The organism is Nonomuraea sp. SBT364, assembly GCF_001083785.1.
Taxonomy (GTDB): Bacteria; Actinomycetota; Actinomycetes; order Streptosporangiales; family Streptosporangiaceae; genus Nonomuraea.
This window is the reverse complement of sequence record NZ_LAVL01000040.1, coordinates 47,045-63,924: the sequence shown is the minus strand read 5'-3', so window position 1 is coordinate 63,924 and position 16,880 is coordinate 47,045. Positions and strand designations below refer to the sequence as shown.

At 71.6% G+C, this 16,880-nt stretch carries 16 protein-coding genes; 12 read left to right on the top strand and 4 right to left on the bottom strand.

Translation table 11 applies throughout. The features are described from left to right. Window positions 1-122: 122 nt before the first annotated feature. From ADY59_RS19920 to ADY59_RS19900, 5 genes are all read left to right on the top strand, one after another. Window positions 123-1,217, top strand: a complete 1,095-nt coding sequence (locus ADY59_RS19920) for a glycosyltransferase family 4 protein (protein WP_049564227.1) — start codon at window positions 123-125, stop codon at window positions 1,215-1,217. A 182-nt stretch (window positions 1,218-1,399) separates the two neighbouring features. Continuing rightward, on the top strand, window positions 1,400-2,383 hold the full coding sequence (locus ADY59_RS19915; RefSeq protein ID WP_049564225.1) for a TerC family protein: 984 nt from the start codon (window positions 1,400-1,402) through the stop codon (window positions 2,381-2,383). Between the two features lie 111 nt (window positions 2,384-2,494). Further along, a complete protein-coding gene (locus ADY59_RS19910) occupies window positions 2,495-3,136 on the top strand; it encodes a phosphatidylserine decarboxylase (RefSeq protein WP_197093747.1) in 642 nt (213 codons plus the stop codon). Next, window positions 3,123-3,944, top strand: a complete 822-nt coding sequence (gene pssA, locus ADY59_RS19905) for a CDP-diacylglycerol--serine O-phosphatidyltransferase (RefSeq protein ID WP_049564222.1) — start codon at window positions 3,123-3,125, stop codon at window positions 3,942-3,944. Before ADY59_RS19910 ends, pssA begins: the two co-directional genes overlap by 14 nt. Window positions 3,945-4,001: 57 nt before the next feature. Next, window positions 4,002-4,265 carry a hypothetical protein gene (locus ADY59_RS19900; RefSeq protein ID WP_049564220.1) on the top strand — a complete coding sequence of 88 codons (264 nt, stop codon included), beginning with the start codon at window positions 4,002-4,004 and terminating at the stop codon, window positions 4,263-4,265. 18 nt (window positions 4,266-4,283) lie between these two features. Here the strand turns inward: ADY59_RS19900 and ADY59_RS19895 are convergent, their stop codons facing one another. Both ADY59_RS19895 and ADY59_RS47590 read right to left on the bottom strand, forming a co-directional pair. Next, window positions 4,284-4,940 (bottom strand): MBL fold metallo-hydrolase, encoded by a 657-nt coding sequence (locus tag ADY59_RS19895; RefSeq protein ID WP_049564218.1) that lies wholly within the window; start codon window positions 4,938-4,940, stop codon window positions 4,284-4,286. After that, window positions 4,937-5,752 carry a maleylpyruvate isomerase family mycothiol-dependent enzyme gene (locus ADY59_RS47590; protein ID WP_053174926.1) on the bottom strand — a complete coding sequence of 272 codons (816 nt, stop codon included), beginning with the start codon at window positions 5,750-5,752 and terminating at the stop codon, window positions 4,937-4,939. Before ADY59_RS47590 ends, ADY59_RS19895 begins: the two co-directional genes overlap by 4 nt. A gap of 224 nt (window positions 5,753-5,976) precedes the next feature. Between ADY59_RS47590 and uvrA the strand changes: the two genes are divergently transcribed. Next, window positions 5,977-8,817, top strand: coding sequence for an excinuclease ABC subunit UvrA (uvrA, locus tag ADY59_RS19885; protein ID WP_049564216.1), 2,841 nt, complete (start codon window positions 5,977-5,979; stop codon window positions 8,815-8,817). A 63-nt stretch (window positions 8,818-8,880) separates the two neighbouring features. Beyond that, the gene (locus ADY59_RS19880; protein WP_156325607.1) at window positions 8,881-10,101 is read left to right on the top strand and encodes a PucR family transcriptional regulator; all 1,221 of its coding nucleotides are present in this window, start codon (window positions 8,881-8,883) and stop codon (window positions 10,099-10,101) included. A 97-nt stretch (window positions 10,102-10,198) separates the two neighbouring features. Here the strand turns inward: ADY59_RS19880 and ADY59_RS19875 are convergent, their stop codons facing one another. Continuing rightward, window positions 10,199-11,065, bottom strand: coding sequence for an SGNH/GDSL hydrolase family protein (locus tag ADY59_RS19875; RefSeq protein WP_049564214.1), 867 nt, complete (start codon window positions 11,063-11,065; stop codon window positions 10,199-10,201). A 63-nt stretch (window positions 11,066-11,128) separates the two neighbouring features. Beyond that, entirely contained in the window at window positions 11,129-12,262 is a 1,134-nt protein-coding gene (locus ADY59_RS19870) for an alkaline phosphatase PhoX (protein WP_049564212.1), read from the bottom strand. Window positions 12,263-12,524: 262 nt separating this feature from the next. Here ADY59_RS19870 and ADY59_RS19865 point away from each other — a divergent pair, with 262 nt between their 5' ends. The 5 genes from ADY59_RS19865 to rapZ all read left to right on the top strand — a co-directional run bounded on the left by ADY59_RS19865 (window position 12,525) and on the right by rapZ (window position 16,848). After that, window positions 12,525-12,935: a Rieske (2Fe-2S) protein gene (locus ADY59_RS19865; protein WP_049564254.1), complete on the top strand. Its 411-nt coding sequence runs from the start codon at window positions 12,525-12,527 to the stop codon at window positions 12,933-12,935. A 98-nt stretch (window positions 12,936-13,033) separates the two neighbouring features. After that, entirely contained in the window at window positions 13,034-13,489 is a 456-nt protein-coding gene (locus ADY59_RS19860) for a Rieske (2Fe-2S) protein (protein ID WP_049564210.1), read from the top strand. A gap of 46 nt (window positions 13,490-13,535) precedes the next feature. After that, entirely contained in the window at window positions 13,536-13,979 is a 444-nt protein-coding gene (locus tag ADY59_RS19855) for a Rieske (2Fe-2S) protein (protein WP_049564208.1), read from the top strand. A gap of 101 nt (window positions 13,980-14,080) precedes the next feature. Beyond that, entirely contained in the window at window positions 14,081-15,982 is a 1,902-nt protein-coding gene (gene uvrC, locus ADY59_RS19850) for an excinuclease ABC subunit UvrC (protein WP_442937707.1), read from the top strand. Next, on the top strand, window positions 15,979-16,848 hold the full coding sequence (gene rapZ, locus ADY59_RS19845) for an RNase adapter RapZ (protein ID WP_082310245.1): 870 nt from the start codon (window positions 15,979-15,981) through the stop codon (window positions 16,846-16,848). Before uvrC ends, rapZ begins: the two co-directional genes overlap by 4 nt. Window positions 16,849-16,880 lie beyond the last annotated feature (32 nt).

Sequence of the window (16,880 nt, the reverse complement as noted above, 5' to 3'; positions counted from 1 at the left end):
CTGCTGGCGGCCGTGGTGGCGCTGGCGGTGGGAGGGGGCGTCGTGGCGCTGGTGGACCGGGCGGACGCCGGGGCCGTGGCCGCGATCCTGAGGCGGCGGGGCGAGTGAGCGGAGGAACGGCTGTGCGGGTGGCGTTCGTGCTGGGCACCACGTCCGGCGGCACCGGGCGGCATGTGCGGATGCTGGCCGGTGGGCTGGTGCGGGGCGGCCACCGGGTGCTGGTGGCGGCGCCGCGTGAGGTCGAGGAGCGGTTCGCGTTCCGGGAGGCCGGGGTGCGGTTCGCGGAGGTGGCCGTCACCGACCGGCCCCGGCCGTTCGCCGACGCGCGGGCGGTGCTCGCCGCCGGGCGGCTGACCCGGGGGGCGGACGTCGTGCACGCGCACGGCCTGCGCGCCGGCGCCCTGGCCGCCCTCGGGCTCGCCGTGCCCCGGGCCGGCACACGGCCTCGCCTGGTCGTGACGCTGCACAACGCGCTCACCGCGGGCGGGGCCGTCGGGGTGGTGTACGGGACGCTGGAGCGGATCGTCGCGCGCCTGGCCGACCAGGTGCTGGTCGTCTCGCCCGACCTCGGGGAGCGGATGCGGGCCCTGGGGGCGCGCGACGTGCGGCCCGCGGTGGTGCCCGCCCCGGTGCCGCGGCCTGCCGGGCGGACGGCCGCCGAGGTGCGCGCCGAACTGGGGGCCGGGGAGCGGCCCGTCGTGCTCACGATCGCCCGGCTCGCCCAGCAGAAGGGCCTGGAGAGCCTGCTCGACGTCGCCGCCGGGCCGTGGACCGGGCCGCGGCCGCTGTTCGTGATCGCCGGGGAGGGGCCGCTGCGGGAGGCGCTGCAACGCCGGATCGACCGTGAGCGGCTGCCCGTCATGCTGCTGGGCAACCGCGACGACGTGCCCGACCTGCTGGCCGCCGCCGCCGTCGCGGTGTGGCCCAGCCGGTGGGAGGGCCAGCCGCTCAGCCTCAGCGAGACCCTCATGGCCGGCCGCCCGGTGGTCGCGACGGCCGTCGGCGGCATCCCGGACCTGGTCGGCGACGCCGGCGCGCTCGTGCCCTACGGTGACGTGACCGCCCTGCGCGCGGCCGTACGCGAGGTGATCACCGATCCGGCGGTGGCGGCCGGGCGGGCGGCGGCGGCGGCCCGGCGTGGCGCCGAGCTGCCGGGAGAGGACGAGGCGGTCCGGGCCGTGCTGGACGTCTACGATCCGTCACCAGCACAGGGATGATTAGGTGAGGCTTTCGCGTTCTCGTATACTGCGTGCGTTAAGGGAGGGGAGTATCCCTTCGCGGCAGCCTCGTCATCACGGTGCAGTCCCGCTCCACGGGGCCCCCGGGGCTGCCGGTCCGCATGCCCGGCGGGCGGGAGAGACCTCCGGCGTTCTGACGTGTATGCCGGAGGTAATACAACGTGAGCGAACCTTTGTGGGCCTGGATCGTCGTGATCGGCGGGCTCCTGCTCGTCCTGGCCATCGACCTGTGGATCGTCGACCGCGGTGAAGCCCGCGAGTTCTCGATGCGCCAGGCGGGATTCTGGGTCACCTTCTACATCACGCTGGCCGTGATCTTCGGGGTGATCCTCTGGGTGACGACGGGGCCGGAGAAGGCCGGGGAGTTCTTCGCCGGCTACATCACCGAATACAGCCTCAGTGTCGACAACCTGTTCGTCTTCTTCATCATCATGAGCAGGTTCGCCGTGCCGAAGGCGTACCAGCACAAGGTGCTGCTCGTCGGCATCCTGCTCGCGCTGGTCATGCGGGGCATCTTCATCGCGCTCGGCGCCGCCGCGCTGGAGCAGTTCGGCTGGTTGTTCTACGTCTTCGGCGCGTTCCTCGTCTACACCGCGATCAACCTCGTCCGCCAGCGCATCCATGGCGAAGAGGAAGAGGTGCCCGAGAACTTCCTGCTCCGCTGGGTGCGCCGGGCCTTCCCCACCACCGACGGCTACGTCGGCTCCAAGGTCACCGTCAAGATCGACGGCAAGCGCCTGGTCACGCCGATGCTGATCGTCATGATCGCCATCGGCAGCACCGACCTGCTGTTCGCGCTCGACTCGATTCCGGCGATCTTCGGGCTGACCACCGACCCGTTCATCGTCTTCACCGCCAACGCCTTTGCCCTGATGGGGCTGCGTCAGCTCTACTTCCTGCTCGGCGGGCTGCTGCAGCGCCTGGTCTACCTCAGTTTTGGGTTGGCGTTCATTCTGGGCTTCATCGGGGTTAAGCTGATTTTGGAGGCTCTGCACCACAGCGGGTTCTCCTGGGCTCCGGCGATCCCGATTTGGGTTTCGCTGTCGGTCATCGGCGCCACGATGGTCATCACCACCGTGGCGAGCCTGGTCAAGGCCCGCATGGACGCACGCAAGAGCGAGGAAACCCACTCGGAGCAGGTCTAGAAAAAAGGCCTTCGAGGCGCTTTGCTGGTGTAGTTGCGTCATGTCATAGTTGTGCGTTCTGTACCATCACGGCAAAGCGCTTCCGTTCCAGTAACCACCCAAAGGTTGTACGTGTCAGTCGATTCTGCCAAGCCGGGCCGTGTCAGGCTCGCACGCGGGGTCTCCCCGTGGCTCTTCCCGACGGCGGCCGCGGCGGCCGCCACCGCGCTGCTGGCGCGACGGGACCGTCGCTGGGCGCTCGCGGCCGTGCCGCTGGGCGCCCTCACCGGTGGGATGCTCTGGTTCTTCCGCGACCCCGACCGCAGGCCGGGCGAGGGGCGGATCCTGTCACCGGCCGACGGCGTCGTCCAGAGCGTCGACCCGTGGCCGGACGGCCGCACCCGTGTGGCGATCTTCATGAGCCCGCTGAACGTCCACGTCAACCGGGCGCCACTTGCGGGAAATGTCACCTCCGTGCAGCATGTGCCAGGTGGCTTCCTGCCGGCTTTCAACAAGGACAGCGACCAGAACGAGCGCGTGGTGTGGCATTTCGAGACCGCGCTCGGCGACATCGAGATGGTGCAGATCGCGGGCGCGGTCGCGCGCAGGATCGTGCCCTACCTGACCGCCGGCGCGAAGGTCACGCAGACCGAGCGCATCGGGCTCATCAGGTTCGGTTCGAGGGTCGACATCTACCTTCCCGAAGGGATCTCTCCCGCGGTCTCCGTGGGCGAGAAGACGGTTGCGGGGGTGACCAGAATTGACCACAGCTGACGCCGGCGGCTGGCCGGCCGAAGAGGAAGAACCTCGCGGCCCGGTCGGCAAGGCGTTCCGCCTGTCCGCCGCCGATTCCCTGTCCCTGGGCAACGCGCTGTGCGGCTTCCTGGCCGTGTGCGTGCTGGCCGCCTCGGCCATCGACGCGCTGCGGCACGACGGCAGCTTCACGCCCGCGCCCAGCTACTTCGCCACGGCCGTGGTGCTGCTGCTCATCGGCGCCACCTGCGACCTGTTCGACGGGCTCGTCGCGCGGCGCTTCCGCGCCTCGGCGATGGGCGCCGAGCTCGACAACCTGGCCGACGTGATCAGCTTCGGGTTCGCGCCCGCGTTCATGGTCGTGATCTGGGGCGGGTTCACGCATCAGGTGCCGTTCTTCGCGGTGGTGGGCGCCGCTGCGGCCGTGCTCGTCGCCGGTGTCGTACGGCTGGCGCGCTTCGCCTGCGTCAAGACCAAGAGCGGCGACTTCATGGGACTGCCGATCCCCATGGGCGCGATGACCGTGATCTCGATCGTGCTGCTGTTCGAGCCGGGGATCTGGTCCCTGCTGGCCGTGCTGGGCGTGGCCTGGCTGATGGTCAGCCGGATCGAGTATCCCAAGCCCAAGGGACAGCTCGCCGCCGTGGTCCTCGGGTGGATCATGGTGAACGTGGCGTTCCTCACCTTCTGGGTCGCCTGGCCCGAAGGTGGTGACCTGCCGATCAAGATCGGCGCCACCATGCAGATCGCGCTCGTCGCCGCCATCCCGCTGCGCATGCTCTTCTACAAGCGGGAACTGCGGCGGGAGGCCTCCCGCATCGGGCAATGACACCAGTGGCGCCGGAAATAGCGGGATTTTTCCGGCGCCTTCGGTTTTGATGGAGCCATGGCGGTCGAGCACACGCGCACGTACTTCCTCGGCAAACTGGCTGCCGAGCTGGAGCGGCGCGGACTGACCGCGACGCTGCGGGCCGACCCGCCCGTGCTGCGGGTCAGCGACCCCGACACCGCGCTGCTGGCCGAGACCGTCGACTGCGTGCCGCTGCCGGACGGGTGGTTCTACCGCTGGTCCTGGGGCGAGCTGGTCGGGCAGGCCGACGAACCGGTGCCCGCGGCCGAACGCATCATCCGCGTCCTGTCACGCCGCTGACCGGCCCCCCTCGCCCCGCTACCAGCCGCGGGCCTTCCACTCGGGCAGGGAGGGACGCTCGGCGCCCAGCGTGGTGTCCTTGCCGTGGCCCGGGTAGACCCAGGTCTCGTCGGGCAGCCGGTCGAAGACGCGCTCCACCACGTCGGTGTAGAGCTGCTCGAAGCGGGCCGGGTCCTTCCAGGTGTTGCCGACGCCGCCGGGGAACAGGGAGTCACCGGTGAACAGGTGCTTGTCCCGCCCGCCGGCGTCGTACAGCAGGGCGATCGAGCCGGGCGTGTGGCCGCGCAGGTGGATCACCTCGACCGTGACGACGCCGACGGCGATGCGGTCGCCGTCGTCGACCAGGCGGTCGGCCGGGACCGGCAGGCCGGGGGCGTCCAGCGGATGGGCCAGCACCTTGGCGCCCGTCACCTTGCTCACCTGCTCCAGCGCCTGCCAGTGGTCGCCGTGCTGGTGGGTGGTGACGATCGCGCTGATCGGCCGGTCGGCGACGAGGGCCAGCAGCCGGTCGGGCTCGGCCGCCGCGTCGATGAGCAGGCCGTCACCCGTCTCGGTGCAGCGCAGCAGATAGGCGTTGTTGTCGTAGGGGCCGACGGCGAGCTTGCAGATCGTCAGATCGGGCAGCTCCCGCACGTCGGCGGGGCCGCCTACCTGGACGTCGCCGGTGTAGGTCATGGGTAGTCCTTCGGGGGCGTCGCGGGCAGGTCAGCGGGGGCGGTCGTGGTCAGCCACGGCGGTGGCGGCGGGCAGGCCCGCCCCCCGGGCACCACCTTAACCCCCTCGCCTGCCGAGCGGCCGGTCAGCCAGGCCAGCACGTCCACCGGCGTGCCCTCGACCATCGGCCCGTCCCCGAGCTCCCGCCACTCGGAGGCCCTGCCGTCCTCACCCGGGCCGTCCTCACCCGGCCGCGAAGCCGCCGGATCGGCGGGGGCGAGAAGCCTCACCGCGCTCACCGTGCTCCGGTCGTACGGCCAGGTGCGCAGGCAGTCGTGCAGCTCCCGGCGGACGAACGTCTCGGGCCAGTCGGCCGGGCCGTAGCCGGCGCCCAGGTCGACGTGGTGCATGCCCAGCTCGCGAAGGCGCCGTACCAGGACGTACCAGGCGGGGTGGTGCGGCGGGCGCAGGCCGCCGACCTGGGCCCGCCACGCGGCCTCCGGGAGTGCGTCGACGGCGGCGTCCAGCCGGGCGGCGCTCTCGCGCAGGTCGGCGAGCTGCCCGGCGGCGGGCCGGTGGGCGCCGGCCTCGATGCCGGCCGTCCGTGCCCGCAGGTCCGGGTACTGGGGGGTGGGGACGCCGGTGCGTGCCCAGGTGAGGAGGTTGACGTGGCTGTCGGCGTTCCTGGCGAGATGCGTGAGGACGTGGCCCCGCGACCAGCCGGGCAGGCGGGAGGGGGCGGCGACGTCGGCGTCGGACAGGGAGGCGGCCGTGGCGAGCAGTCCGGAAGTCGCCTCGGTGAGCTCCGCGCGCAGGGTCTGGAGGACAGTCATAGAGGGATATTTCATCACTTAGCGGGCCGGTGTTGGCGGCGGGACGGGCATAAACCCGCAGGTCGAGGCGTTGACGGGGAAAGGCCTCCTGCCCGGGTGGGAGTAGGCCGTAACCTGAGAGGGACGGATTTTCGCCAGGGCGGTGTGCGGCCCTGCCGAAATTGTCGGAGCCCCCGTCTACCATCCCCCGTGGACCTATCCGCCTTTTCGACATCGGGATCGCCGTGGCTGACCGCCTGATCGTGCGTGGCGCACGTGAACACAACCTCAAAGACGTCTCGCTGGACCTGCCGCGAGACGCGATGATCGTCTTCACCGGCCTGTCCGGCTCCGGTAAGTCGAGCCTGGCCTTCGACACGATCTTCGCTGAGGGGCAGCGGCGTTACGTGGAGTCGCTGTCGGCCTACGCACGGCAGTTCCTCGGGCAGATGGACAAGCCCGACGTCGACTTCATCGAGGGCCTGTCGCCCGCGGTGTCGATCGACCAGAAGGCGACGAGCAAGAACCCGCGCTCCACCGTCGGCACCATCACCGAGGTCTACGACTACCTGCGGCTGCTGTGGGCGCGCATCGGCAAGCCGCACTGCCCGGTGTGCGCGCGCCCGATCGCCCGCCAGACGCCGCAGCAGATCGTCGACCGGGTGATGGACCTGGAGGAGGGCACGCGGTTCCAGGTGCTGGCCCCGGTCATCAGGGGCCGCAAGGGCGAATACGGCGAGCTGTTCCGTGAGCTGCAGACCAAGGGCTTCGCCCGGGCCCGCGTCGACGGCACCGTGGTGCGGCTGGAAGAGCCGCCGGTGCTGAAGAAGTACGAGAAGCACGACATCGAGGTCATCGTCGACCGGCTCTCGGTCAAGGAGTCGTCGCGGCGCCGGCTCAACGACTCGGTCGAGACGGCGCTGCAGCTGTCCGGCGGCACGATCACGCTGGAGTTCGTCGACCTGCCCGAAGACGACCCGGGCCGCGAGCGCTTCTACTCCGAGCACCTCTACTGCCCCTACGACGACCTGTCGTTCGAGGAGCTGGAGCCGCGCTCGTTCTCCTTCAACTCGCCGTTCGGCGCCTGTCCCGAGTGCACCGGCCTCGGCACCAAGATGGAGGTCGACCCCGACCTCGTCGTGCCCGACCCCGAGCGCACCCTCCGCGACGGCGCGCTGCACCCCTGGTCAGGCGGGCACACCAGCGAATACTTCGTCCGGCTCGTCGAGGCGCTCGGCCACACCATGGGCTTCACCCTCGACACGCCGTGGGAAAAGCTGCCCAAGAAGGCGCAGAAGTCGCTGCTGTTCGGCCACGACGAGCAGGTCCATGTCCGCTACAGCAACCGCTACGGCCGCCAGCGCTCCTACTACACCACCTACGAGGGCGTCATCCCGTGGGTGCAGCGCAGGCACGCCGAGGCGGAGAGCGACTCGACGCGTGAGCGGTTCGAGGGCTACATGCGCGAGATCCCCTGCCCGGCCTGCAAGGGCGCCAGGCTCAAGCCGGTCACGCTGGCCGTGACGGTCGCCGGCAGGTCGATCGCCGAGGTCGCGGCCATGTCGATCGGCGAGTGCGCCAAGTTCCTGGCCGCGCTCAAGCTGTCCGACCGCGACATGCACATCGCCGAGCGGGTGGTCAAGGAGATCAACGCCCGGATGGGCTTCCTGCTCGACGTCGGCCTCGACTACCTGAGCATGGACCGCGCCGCCGCCACCCTGGCCGGCGGCGAGGCGCAGCGCATCCGGCTGGCCACGCAGATCGGCTCCGGCCTCGTCGGCGTCCTCTACGTGCTCGACGAGCCGTCCATCGGGCTGCACCAGCGCGACAACATGCGGCTGCTCGACACCCTGGTGCGGCTGCGCGACATGGGCAACACGCTCATCGTGGTCGAGCACGACGAAGACACCATCGCCGCCGCCGACTGGGTGGTCGACATCGGCCCCGGCGCGGGCGAGCACGGCGGTCAGGTCGTCGTCTCCGGCACCGTCCAGGACCTGCTGAGCAGCGAGGAGTCGCTGACCGGGCAGTATCTGTCGGGCCGCAGGAGCATCCACGTGCCGGCCACGCGCCGCAAGCGCGACAAGAAGCGGCAGATCACCGTCAAGGGCGCACGCGAGCACAACCTCAAGGGCGTCGACATCGAGTTCCCGCTCGGGCTGTTCACCGCCGTCACCGGCGTGTCCGGGTCCGGCAAGTCGACGCTGGTCAACGACATCCTCTACAACGCGCTGGCCAAGGAGCTCAACGGCGCCCGCACGGTGCCGGGCCGCCACTCCCGGGTCAACGGGATGGACCAGGTCGACAAGGTCGTGCACGTCGACCAGTCGCCGATCGGCCGTACCCCGCGCTCCAACCCGGCCACCTACACCGGCGTGTTCGACCACGTGCGCAAGCTGTTCGCGGCCACCACCGAGGCCAAGGTGCGCGGCTACCAGCCGGGGCGCTTCAGCTTCAACGTCAAGGGCGGGCGCTGCGAGGCGTGCGCGGGCGACGGCACCATCAAGATCGAGATGAACTTCCTGCCCGACGTGTACGTCCCGTGCGAGGTCTGCCACGGCGCCCGCTACAACCGGGAGACGCTGGAGGTCCACTACAAGGGCAAGACGATCGCCGAGGTGCTCGACATGCCGATCGAGGAGGCGCTCGGCTTCTTCGACGCGATCCCGGCGATCAAGCGCCACCTGCAGACGCTCAACGACGTGGGGCTGGGTTACGTACGGCTCGGCCAGCCGGCCACGACGCTGTCCGGTGGCGAGGCGCAGCGCGTCAAGCTCGCCTCCGAGCTTCAGCGCCGGCAGACGGGCCGGACGGTCTACGTCCTGGACGAGCCGACCACCGGCCTGCACTTCGAGGACATCCGGCGGCTGCTGGGCGTCCTGGGGCGGCTCGTCGACGGCGGCAACACGGTCATCGTCATCGAGCACAACCTCGACGTCATCAAGACGGCCGACTGGATCATCGACATGGGGCCGGAGGGCGGCTCCCGGGGCGGCACGCTGGTGGCCACCGGCACCCCGGAGGAGGTGGCCCAGGTGGACGAGAGCCACACCGGGCGCTTCCTCCGCAAACTCCTCGGTTCCTGACCGCGCGATAGCGCCAGGGTTGGGTGGGTTGTTTACCGACGGGGGATTTGACAGGGTCTGACCGTGGCCGATCATGCGCTCCGGGCGCTCATGCTGGGCGGGTGCCCGGTGCACGAGCTGCTGGAGCGCCAGGTGGTGCGGCTGGCCAGGGAGCTGGTCGCCGCGTTCGCCGAGGAGATCCCGCTCTACCGGCGGCTGCCCCGGGAGGAGCTCGACGGCGACATCACCCGGATCACCGTGCACAACCTGCGCATGATCTGCGGGATGTTCCGGGAGCGGCGCCCGCCCACCCGCGCGGAGCTGGCGCCGCTGCGGGCGTCGGCGGCGCGGCGGGCGCAGGAGGGGGTGCCGCTCGACGCGCTGCTGGCTGCCTACCACCTGGGGGTGACCCGGGTGTGGGAGCACCTGTTCGCGCGGGCGGGGGCCGGCGACCTGGACGACGTGCTGGCCGCGAACCGGCTCATCCTCTCCTATACGGGGACCGTGACCTCGGCCGTCTGCGCCGCGTACCTGGGGGAGCGGGAGGCGATGCTCAGCCAGGAGCAGCACGCCATGCACGCCACCGTCTCGGCGCTGCTTGCGGGGGACCGGGCAGCGCTGGCCGGGGTGCGGCTGGCGCCCGGCTACCTGGTGGTGGCCACGGCGCTGGGGGCGCACCCGGACGAGGCGGGCGACCGGGCGGGCGGGGCGATCGCCGGGCGGCGCAAGCTGCACCGGTTACGGACGGCCTTCCAGCGGCACGCGGCCGAGCAGGTGCTGTCGGTGCTGGACGCCAGCGGCGGGCTGGTGCTGGTGCCGCTGGCCGGGGAGCCGGCGTGGTGCGAGATCGGCGAGATGGTGGCGGGCGCGGGGCGGGCCGCCGGGGTGCCGGTGTGGGCGGCGGCGGAGTGGGCCGAACCGGGGCGGGTGCCCGCCGCGGCGAAGCTGGCCGAGGAGGTGCTGGAGGTCGTGCGCGGGTCCGGCCGGCCGCCCGGCGCGCACCGGCTGGCCGACGTGCTGCTGGAGTATCAGCTGACCCGGCCCAGCGCAGCCGTGGCGGGGCTCGCCGGGCTGCTCGATCCGCTGCGGGCGCATCCCGACCTGCTGCGTACGCTCACCGCGTACCTGGAGACCGGGCTGGACCGGCGGCGGACGGCGGAGTTGCTGCACGTCCATCCGAACACGGTCGACTACCGGTTGCGCCGGGCGGTGAGCCTGACGGGGCTCGACCCGATGGATCCGGCGCAGTTGCAGCGGATCGGGGCCGCCCTGACCGCCCGGCGGCAACTCGGCCCGCACACCTGAGGTCCGCACGCCTGAGGTCCGCACGCGTGAGGTCCGCACGCGTGAGGTCCGTGAATGCGCGCGCGGCAGCCCGGACGGGCTGCCGCGCGGGCGGTGGTCAGCGGGCGGCCGCGCTGACGGCTCCCGTGACGACGGTGGCGAAGTTGCGCATGCCCAGCGCGTTCGGGTGGAACGGGGCGGCGGGCGACGCCGGGACGTACGGCTCGATCCAGCGCACGCCCGGGGAGGCGCACGGGTCGTGACCGACGCTGGGCGTCTGCAGGTCGATGAAGCCGATGCCGGCGGCCGCTGCCTGCTCGGCGAGCATCTGGTTGAAGTACATCAGGGTGGCGCGGATGTAGTTGGCGTCCTGCCTGATGATCGGGACGCGCGGGTAGCAGCCGTTCGGCGGGGCGTAGGTGGCGTAGCCGACGAGGAAGACGCGCGCCTGCGGGGAGCGGGCCCGGATGTCGCCGGCCAGGGTGACGAGCGTGGGACGCAGCGCGTCGGTCTTGACCCGCCAGCTGTCCTGGCCGTTCTCGTCGGCGTAGTCGTTGTAGCAGGCGTCGCCGATGGGCGGCGGCAGCAGGTTGAGGCAGTCCTCGATGAAGCCGGTCAGCCCGACGTCGTTGGCGCCGATGTGCACGGTGACGAGCGTGGTGTCCGGGCGCAGCGCGTCGAGCTGGGGAGCCGCCGACCCCAGTTCGGTGTCCTGCCGCTCGTACATGTGCCGCGTCTTGGCCCCCGAGCAGGTGACGTCGCGGAAGGACGCCACGCCGAGGGCGCGCGCGGTCAGGTGCGGATAGTTCCGGTCGGAACGCAGGCAGCCGAGGTCGGGCAGGACCTGATTGGGTACGAGCGGCCCGGCGGCGGCCGAGTCGCCCAGCGCGACGTAGGACTCGCCGGACTGCCCGGCGTGGGCGGGTGGCGCGAGGCCGAGCAGCAGCAGGGCGGCGGCGAGGGCGACCGTCGTTCGTCGGAGCATGCGGGCATCCTTCGGGGTGGGGGGTGAGGTCCGCCGCGCGGTGACGGCGGCCGGGCAAGGGGGTCAGTGGCGGAACGGGCCCGCCACCTCGTAGGTGATGCCGCCGGTCCCGGCGCTGTTGCCGCTGGTCCCGCGCTGGGAGGAGAAGTACAGGCGGCTGCCGTCCGGGGAGAACGCGGGCCCGGTGATCTCCGAGCCGCCGTGGCCGTCGAGCCTCAGCACCGGCGCCACCACGCCGTCGGGCGTGATGATGTTGATCTCCATGTTGCCGCCGTCCTCGGCCACGTACAGGTCGCCGGTGGGGGCGCCGGTGATGTTGTCGACGCCGTCGAGCGTGCCGCCGCCGTCGTAGACCCAGCTGAGGCTCTGCCGCTGCGCGTCGTAGGCCCAGACCTTGCGGTCGCCCTTGGCGGTGAAGTAGCAGATCCCGGCCGCGTAGTGGCAGCCCTCGCCGCCGTCGAAATGCCGGGCGGCGCTCACCTGGTGCCGCGTCTGCCGTTGCAGCACGCCGGGGGACGGGTCGGGGACGGGACGCCATTCCACCGGGCCGTCGCCGCACAGCACCTCCAGCCGCCCGCTCGACAGGTCGCCCCAGGTGTCCGGGACGAACCGGTAGAAACAGCCGTCCGACTCGTCCTCGGTGAGGTAGACGACCCGCCGGTCCGGGTCGCAGGCCGCCGCCTCGTGCTTGAAACGGCCCATCGCGGGCCTGGACCGTGCCGCGCGCTCACCGTACGGATCGGTCTCGTACACGCGGCCGCGGAAGATCTCCTCGCAGGACAGCCACGTGTCCCACGGCGTACGGCCGCCCGCGCAGTTGAGGTTGGTGCCGTCGAGGATCCGGTAGGCGCGCTCGACCGAGCCGTCGGACCGGAACCGGATCGCGGTGGCGCCGCCGATCAGCGGCACCTCCGAGTTGGAGACGTAGATCCAGCCGGTGCCCGCCGCGAAGCAGGCGCCGCCGTCGGGCGCGGGGTGCCAGAGCGTGCCGCCGACCGGGCGGCCCGTCCTGGCGACCACCCGGCTGGAGAACCCGGCCGGGAGCGCGACGCCGTTCGCGTCCGGCGGGCCGAGCGGGCCGTACGGGCTCGCGCCCGCGACCACCGCCGACGTGGCCGCGTCGTGCCAGAGGGCGCCCGAGAAGGCGACGGCGCCCAGTCCGGCGGAGACGGTGCGGAGGAACGTACGACGCTGCATGGCGACTCCCGTGCGTGCGTGAAGGCGTTCGCAGCACACGATGAGCCGTTCGCGGCATCCTGTGAATTGGACGGCGCGGCAAAGTCGGCGGGCCGCCGCTGTGACCCGTCACAAAGCTCTTGACGCGGCCGTACCGGTGATCGAGTATGCGCACCCCCGCCCCGCCCGGTGCCGGGAGCACCCGCCGACGGGACCGGGGACCACCGCCCCTAAGGTGAACCGTGACCTGCAGGGGGTCATCGACAGGGAGGGGGGCTCCGCCATGCCTGGAGTCGGTCGGCGTGAGGCACTGGGAACGGCCGGAGCGATGGCGTGCGGGCTGGCGCTGGCCGGTTGCGGCAACAGCGGCGCGGAGGCCCGGCCGGTGCTGGGCGTCAAGGGGCAGGTCATCACCAGGACGGCCGACGTGCCCGTGGGCGGCGGCACGGTCGTGAGCAAGTGGAAGATCGTGGTGACCCAGCCGTCGGAGGGCGTCTTCAAGGCGTTCAGCGCCGCCTGCCCGCACCGCGGATGCGCGGTCGGCGCGCCCGAGGACAACGTGATGAGGTGCCCGTGCCACGGCAGCGAGTTCGCCGCCGACACCGGCGCGGTGCTGACGGGCCCGGCGCAGGGGCCGCTGACGCCCTACCCGGTCAAGGTCGAGGGCGACGGCATCGTGATGGTGAGCGGGTAATTGTGCGTGGTTCCCGGGATCGGGGCGCGGGAGGCTGAACCGGCTCACGGCCGCCGGCCGTACCTGCGAGTGAGACCCGAAACCTGGGAGGACGCACCATGACCGACAAGACGCGCCGGACGGTGGTGTTCGGAGCCGGAGGCGCCGGGCTGGCCGCGGTCCTGACCGCCTGTGCCAGCTACGGATCGCCCGTCGACGAGGCGGTCGTCGACGCGGCCGGGGAGCCGCCCGCCGAGGAGTCGGCGGCCGCGCCCAAGAAGAAGAAGCCCAAGGCGCTCGCCGACACCGCCGACATCCCCAGCGGCGGGGGGAAGATCTTCGAGGGCCAGAAGGTGGTCGTCACCCAGCCGGTCGAGGGCGAGTTCAGGGCGTTCACCGCCACCTGCACGCACGCGGGCTGCACGGTCGCCAGCATCTCGAACGGGACGATCAACTGCCCGTGCCACGGCAGCAAGTTCAAGATCGAGGACGGCTCCGTGGCCGAGGGGCCCGCCGCCGAACCGCTGGCCGAGAAGAAGATCAACGTTTCCGGGGGCAAGATCAGGCTGGCCTAAGGGGTTCTTCATCGAATTCTCACGTGGGTGCGCTTGGCTGTCCCGCATGGGACGAGACCTTCAGAGCCGTAGAGCGGTGATCACCGGGGTGGGCGCGAGTGGCCTGGCCGTGGCCCTGACCGCATGCGGGGCAGACACCGGCACGACCGCCGAGCCCGCGGGGAGCGCGACGGCCGAAGCGCCCGCCGCGTCGAGCGCGCCGCAGGGCGGACTGGCCAAGACCGCCGACATCCCCGTCGGCGGCGGCACGATCTTCAAGGACCAGAAGATCGTCATCACTCAGCCGACGGAGGGACAGTTCAAGGCGTTCAGCGCGAACTGCACCCACAAGGGCTGCGCGGTGACCAGCGTCGAGAACGGCATGATCGACTGCCCGTGCCACGGCAGCAAGTTCAAGATCGAGGACGGCTCCGTGGCCCAGGGCCCCGCGACCGAGGCGCTGCCCGCCCAGCAGATCAAGGTCGAGGGCGACCAGATCTCGCTCGCCTAGGACCCGCTCCCGCCCGTCGTGCCCGGCCGCGGGCACGACGGGCGAGCCTGTCGGTGGCGGCCACTAGTCTGGAAAACGTGGCGAGATCAGCGGGCAGCCCCTTGAGTTTCCGGCCGAAGTCAGGGTCGATCCCCGATTCCCCCGGGGTCTACCGGTTCCGCGACCCCCACGGCCGGGTGATCTACGTCGGCAAGGCCAAGAGCCTGCGCCAGCGGCTCAACTCCTACTTCGCCGACTTCTCCGCGCTGCACCCGCGCACCCAGAGCATGCTCACCACCGCCGCCGGCGTCGACTGGACCGTCGTCGGCACCGAGGTCGAGGCGCTGCAGCTCGAATACTCCTGGATCAAGGAGTACGACCCGCGCTTCAACGTGAAGTACCGCGACGACAAGTCCTACCCCTACCTCGCGGTCACCATGGGCGACGACTTCCCGCGCGTGCAGGTCATGCGCGGCGCCAAGCGCAAGGGCACCCGCTACTTCGGCCCCTACTCCCACGCCTGGGCCATCCGCGAGACCGTCGACCTGCTGCTGCGCGTCTTCCCGGTGCGCACCTGCAGCGCCGGGGTGTTCAAGCGGGCCGGTCAGATCGGCCGGCCCTGCCTGCTCGGCTACATCGACAAGTGCTCCGCGCCGTGCGTGGGCCGCGTCACGCCCGAGGAGCACCGCGACCTGGCCGAAGACTTCTGCGACTTCATGGCGGGCAACACCGGGCGCTTCATCAAGCGCCTGGAGAAGGACATGCGCCAGGCCGCCGCCGAGCAGGAGTACGAGCGCGCCGCCCGGCTCCGCGACGACATCCAGGCGCTCCAGCGGGCGCTGGAGAAGCAGGCGGTCGTGCTCGGCGAGGGCACCGACGCCGACGTGATCGCGCTCGCCGAGGATCCGCTCGAAGCCGCCGTCCAGGTCTTCTACGTACGCGGCGGGCGCATCCGGGGCCAGCGCGGCTGGGTCGTCGACAAGGTCGAGGAGACCACGCCGGGCGAGCTCGTCGAGCAGTTCCTGCTGCAGATGTACGCCGAGGCCGGCCCCGAGTCGATGCCCCGCGAGGTGCTCGTCCCGGCGCTGCCGCCCGACGCCGAGGCGGTCGTCGAGCTGCTGTCGGAGCAGCGCCGCGCCCGCGTGGACGTGCGCGTCCCGCAGCGCGGCGACAAGCGCTCGCTCATGGAGACCGTCGAGCGCAACGCCAAGGAGTCGCTCGCCCAGCACAAGGTCCGCCGGGCCGGCGACCTGACCACCCGCAGCAAGGGCCTGCAGGAGATCGCCGACGCGCTCGACCTCGACCAGGCGCCGCTGCGCATCGAGTGCTACGACGTCTCCCACCTGCAGGGCGAGAACGTGGTGGCGTCCATGGTGGTGTTCGAGGACGGCCTGGCCCGCAAGTCCGAATACCGGCGCTTCGCCGTCAAGACCAAGGAAGGCGACGTCGCCTCCATCCACGAGGTCATCCTGCGCCGCTTCCGCCGCTACCTGGAGGAGCGCTCCGCCACCGGCGAGCTGGCCGCCGACGACGACGCGCACAGCCCCATCGACCCCGAGACGGGCAGGCCGCGCAAGTTCGCCTACCCGCCCAACCTCGTCGTCGTCGACGGCGCCGGGCCGCAGGCGGCCGCCGCCCAGCGGGCGCTCGACGAGCTCGGCATCGACGACGTCGCCGTCGCCGGGCTGGCCAAGCGGCTGGAGGAGGTGTGGCTGCCGGGCGACGACCAACCGGTGATCATGCCCCGTTCGAGCGAGGGCCTCTACCTGCTGCAACGCGTCCGCGATGAGGCGCACAGGTTCGCCATCACCTACCATCGAGCCAAGAGGTCCAAGACGGTGAAGGAGAGCGCGCTCGACAGCGTGCCCGGTCTCGGCCCGGCGCGCCGCCAGGCCCTGCTCAGACACTTCGGCTCCGTCAAGAAACTGCGCGAGGCCACCGCGGACCAGATCCGCGAGGTCCCGGGCATCGGCCCGGCCACCGCCGAGGTGATCGTGTCGACCCTGAAGGGGGAGAGTCAGTGAAGTCCACCGAGCCGGCGTTCGTCATCGTCACCGGCATGTCGGGGGCCGGGCGGAGCACCGCGGCCAAGGCCCTGGAGGACCTCGGCTGGTTCGTCATCGACAACCTGCCGCCGGGGCTGCTGTTCGCCATGGCGGAGGAGGCGGGCAAGGTCAAGCTGGCGGCCGACAAGGTCGCCGCCGTCGTCGACGTGCGCAGCCTGGCCTTCACCACCGACCTCAACGCCGCCATCGAGGAGCTGCTGGGCCGCGGCGTCCGGGTCCGCGTGGTGTTCCTGGAGGCCAGCGACGACGAGCTGGTGCGCCGCTTCGAGGCGGTGCGCCGTCCCCACCCGCTGCAGGGCGAGGGCCGGCTGGTCGACGGCATCACCCGCGAGCGCGGCATCCTGCGCGAGGTGCGCGCCAACGCCGACCTGGTCATCGACACCAGCGCGCACAACGTGCACGAGCTCCGCAACAAGATCGTGGCCTACTTCGGCGGCGAGGACCGGCCGGGCCTGCGGGTCAACGTCGTGTCCTTCGGCTACAAGTACGGCCTGCCCGTCGACGCCGACCTGGTCGTCGACTGCCGCTTCCTGCCCAACCCGCACTGGGTGCCCGAGCTGCGGCCGATGAACGGCACCGACGCGCCCGTCCGCGACTACGTCCTCGGCCAGCCCGGCGCCAAGGAGTTCCTCGACGCCTACGAGGAGGTCCTGCGGGTCATCGCCGGCGGCTACGCGCGCGAGGGCAAGAGCTACGCCACGCTCGCCGTCGGCTGCACCGGCGGCAAGCACCGCAGCGTCGCCATGGCCGAGCAGGTCGCCTCCCGGCTGCGTGACCGCGGCATGGAGGTCCAGGTCGGCCACCGGGATGTGGGGCGGGAGTGACCGATGAGGGCTTCGCCGATCCGCTGAGCGAC

Coding starts and splice junctions, on each gene's coding strand:
- ADY59_RS19900 (WP_049564220.1), top strand. CDS start 4,002: ATGGCGGTCGAGCACACGCGCACGTACTTCCTCGGCAAACTGGCTGCC.
- ADY59_RS19895 (WP_049564218.1), bottom strand. CDS start 4,940: ATGACCTACACCGGCGACGTCCAGGTAGGCGGCCCCGCCGACGTGCGG.
- ADY59_RS47590 (WP_053174926.1), bottom strand. CDS start 5,752: ATGACTGTCCTCCAGACCCTGCGCGCGGAGCTCACCGAGGCGACTTCC.
- ADY59_RS19875 (WP_049564214.1), bottom strand. CDS start 11,065: ATGCTCCGACGAACGACGGTCGCCCTCGCCGCCGCCCTGCTGCTGCTC.
- ADY59_RS19870 (WP_049564212.1), bottom strand. CDS start 12,262: ATGCAGCGTCGTACGTTCCTCCGCACCGTCTCCGCCGGACTGGGCGCC.
- ADY59_RS19865 (WP_049564254.1), top strand. CDS start 12,525: ATGCCTGGAGTCGGTCGGCGTGAGGCACTGGGAACGGCCGGAGCGATG.
- ADY59_RS19860 (WP_049564210.1), top strand. CDS start 13,034: ATGACCGACAAGACGCGCCGGACGGTGGTGTTCGGAGCCGGAGGCGCC.
- ADY59_RS19855 (WP_049564208.1), top strand. CDS start 13,536: ATGGGACGAGACCTTCAGAGCCGTAGAGCGGTGATCACCGGGGTGGGC.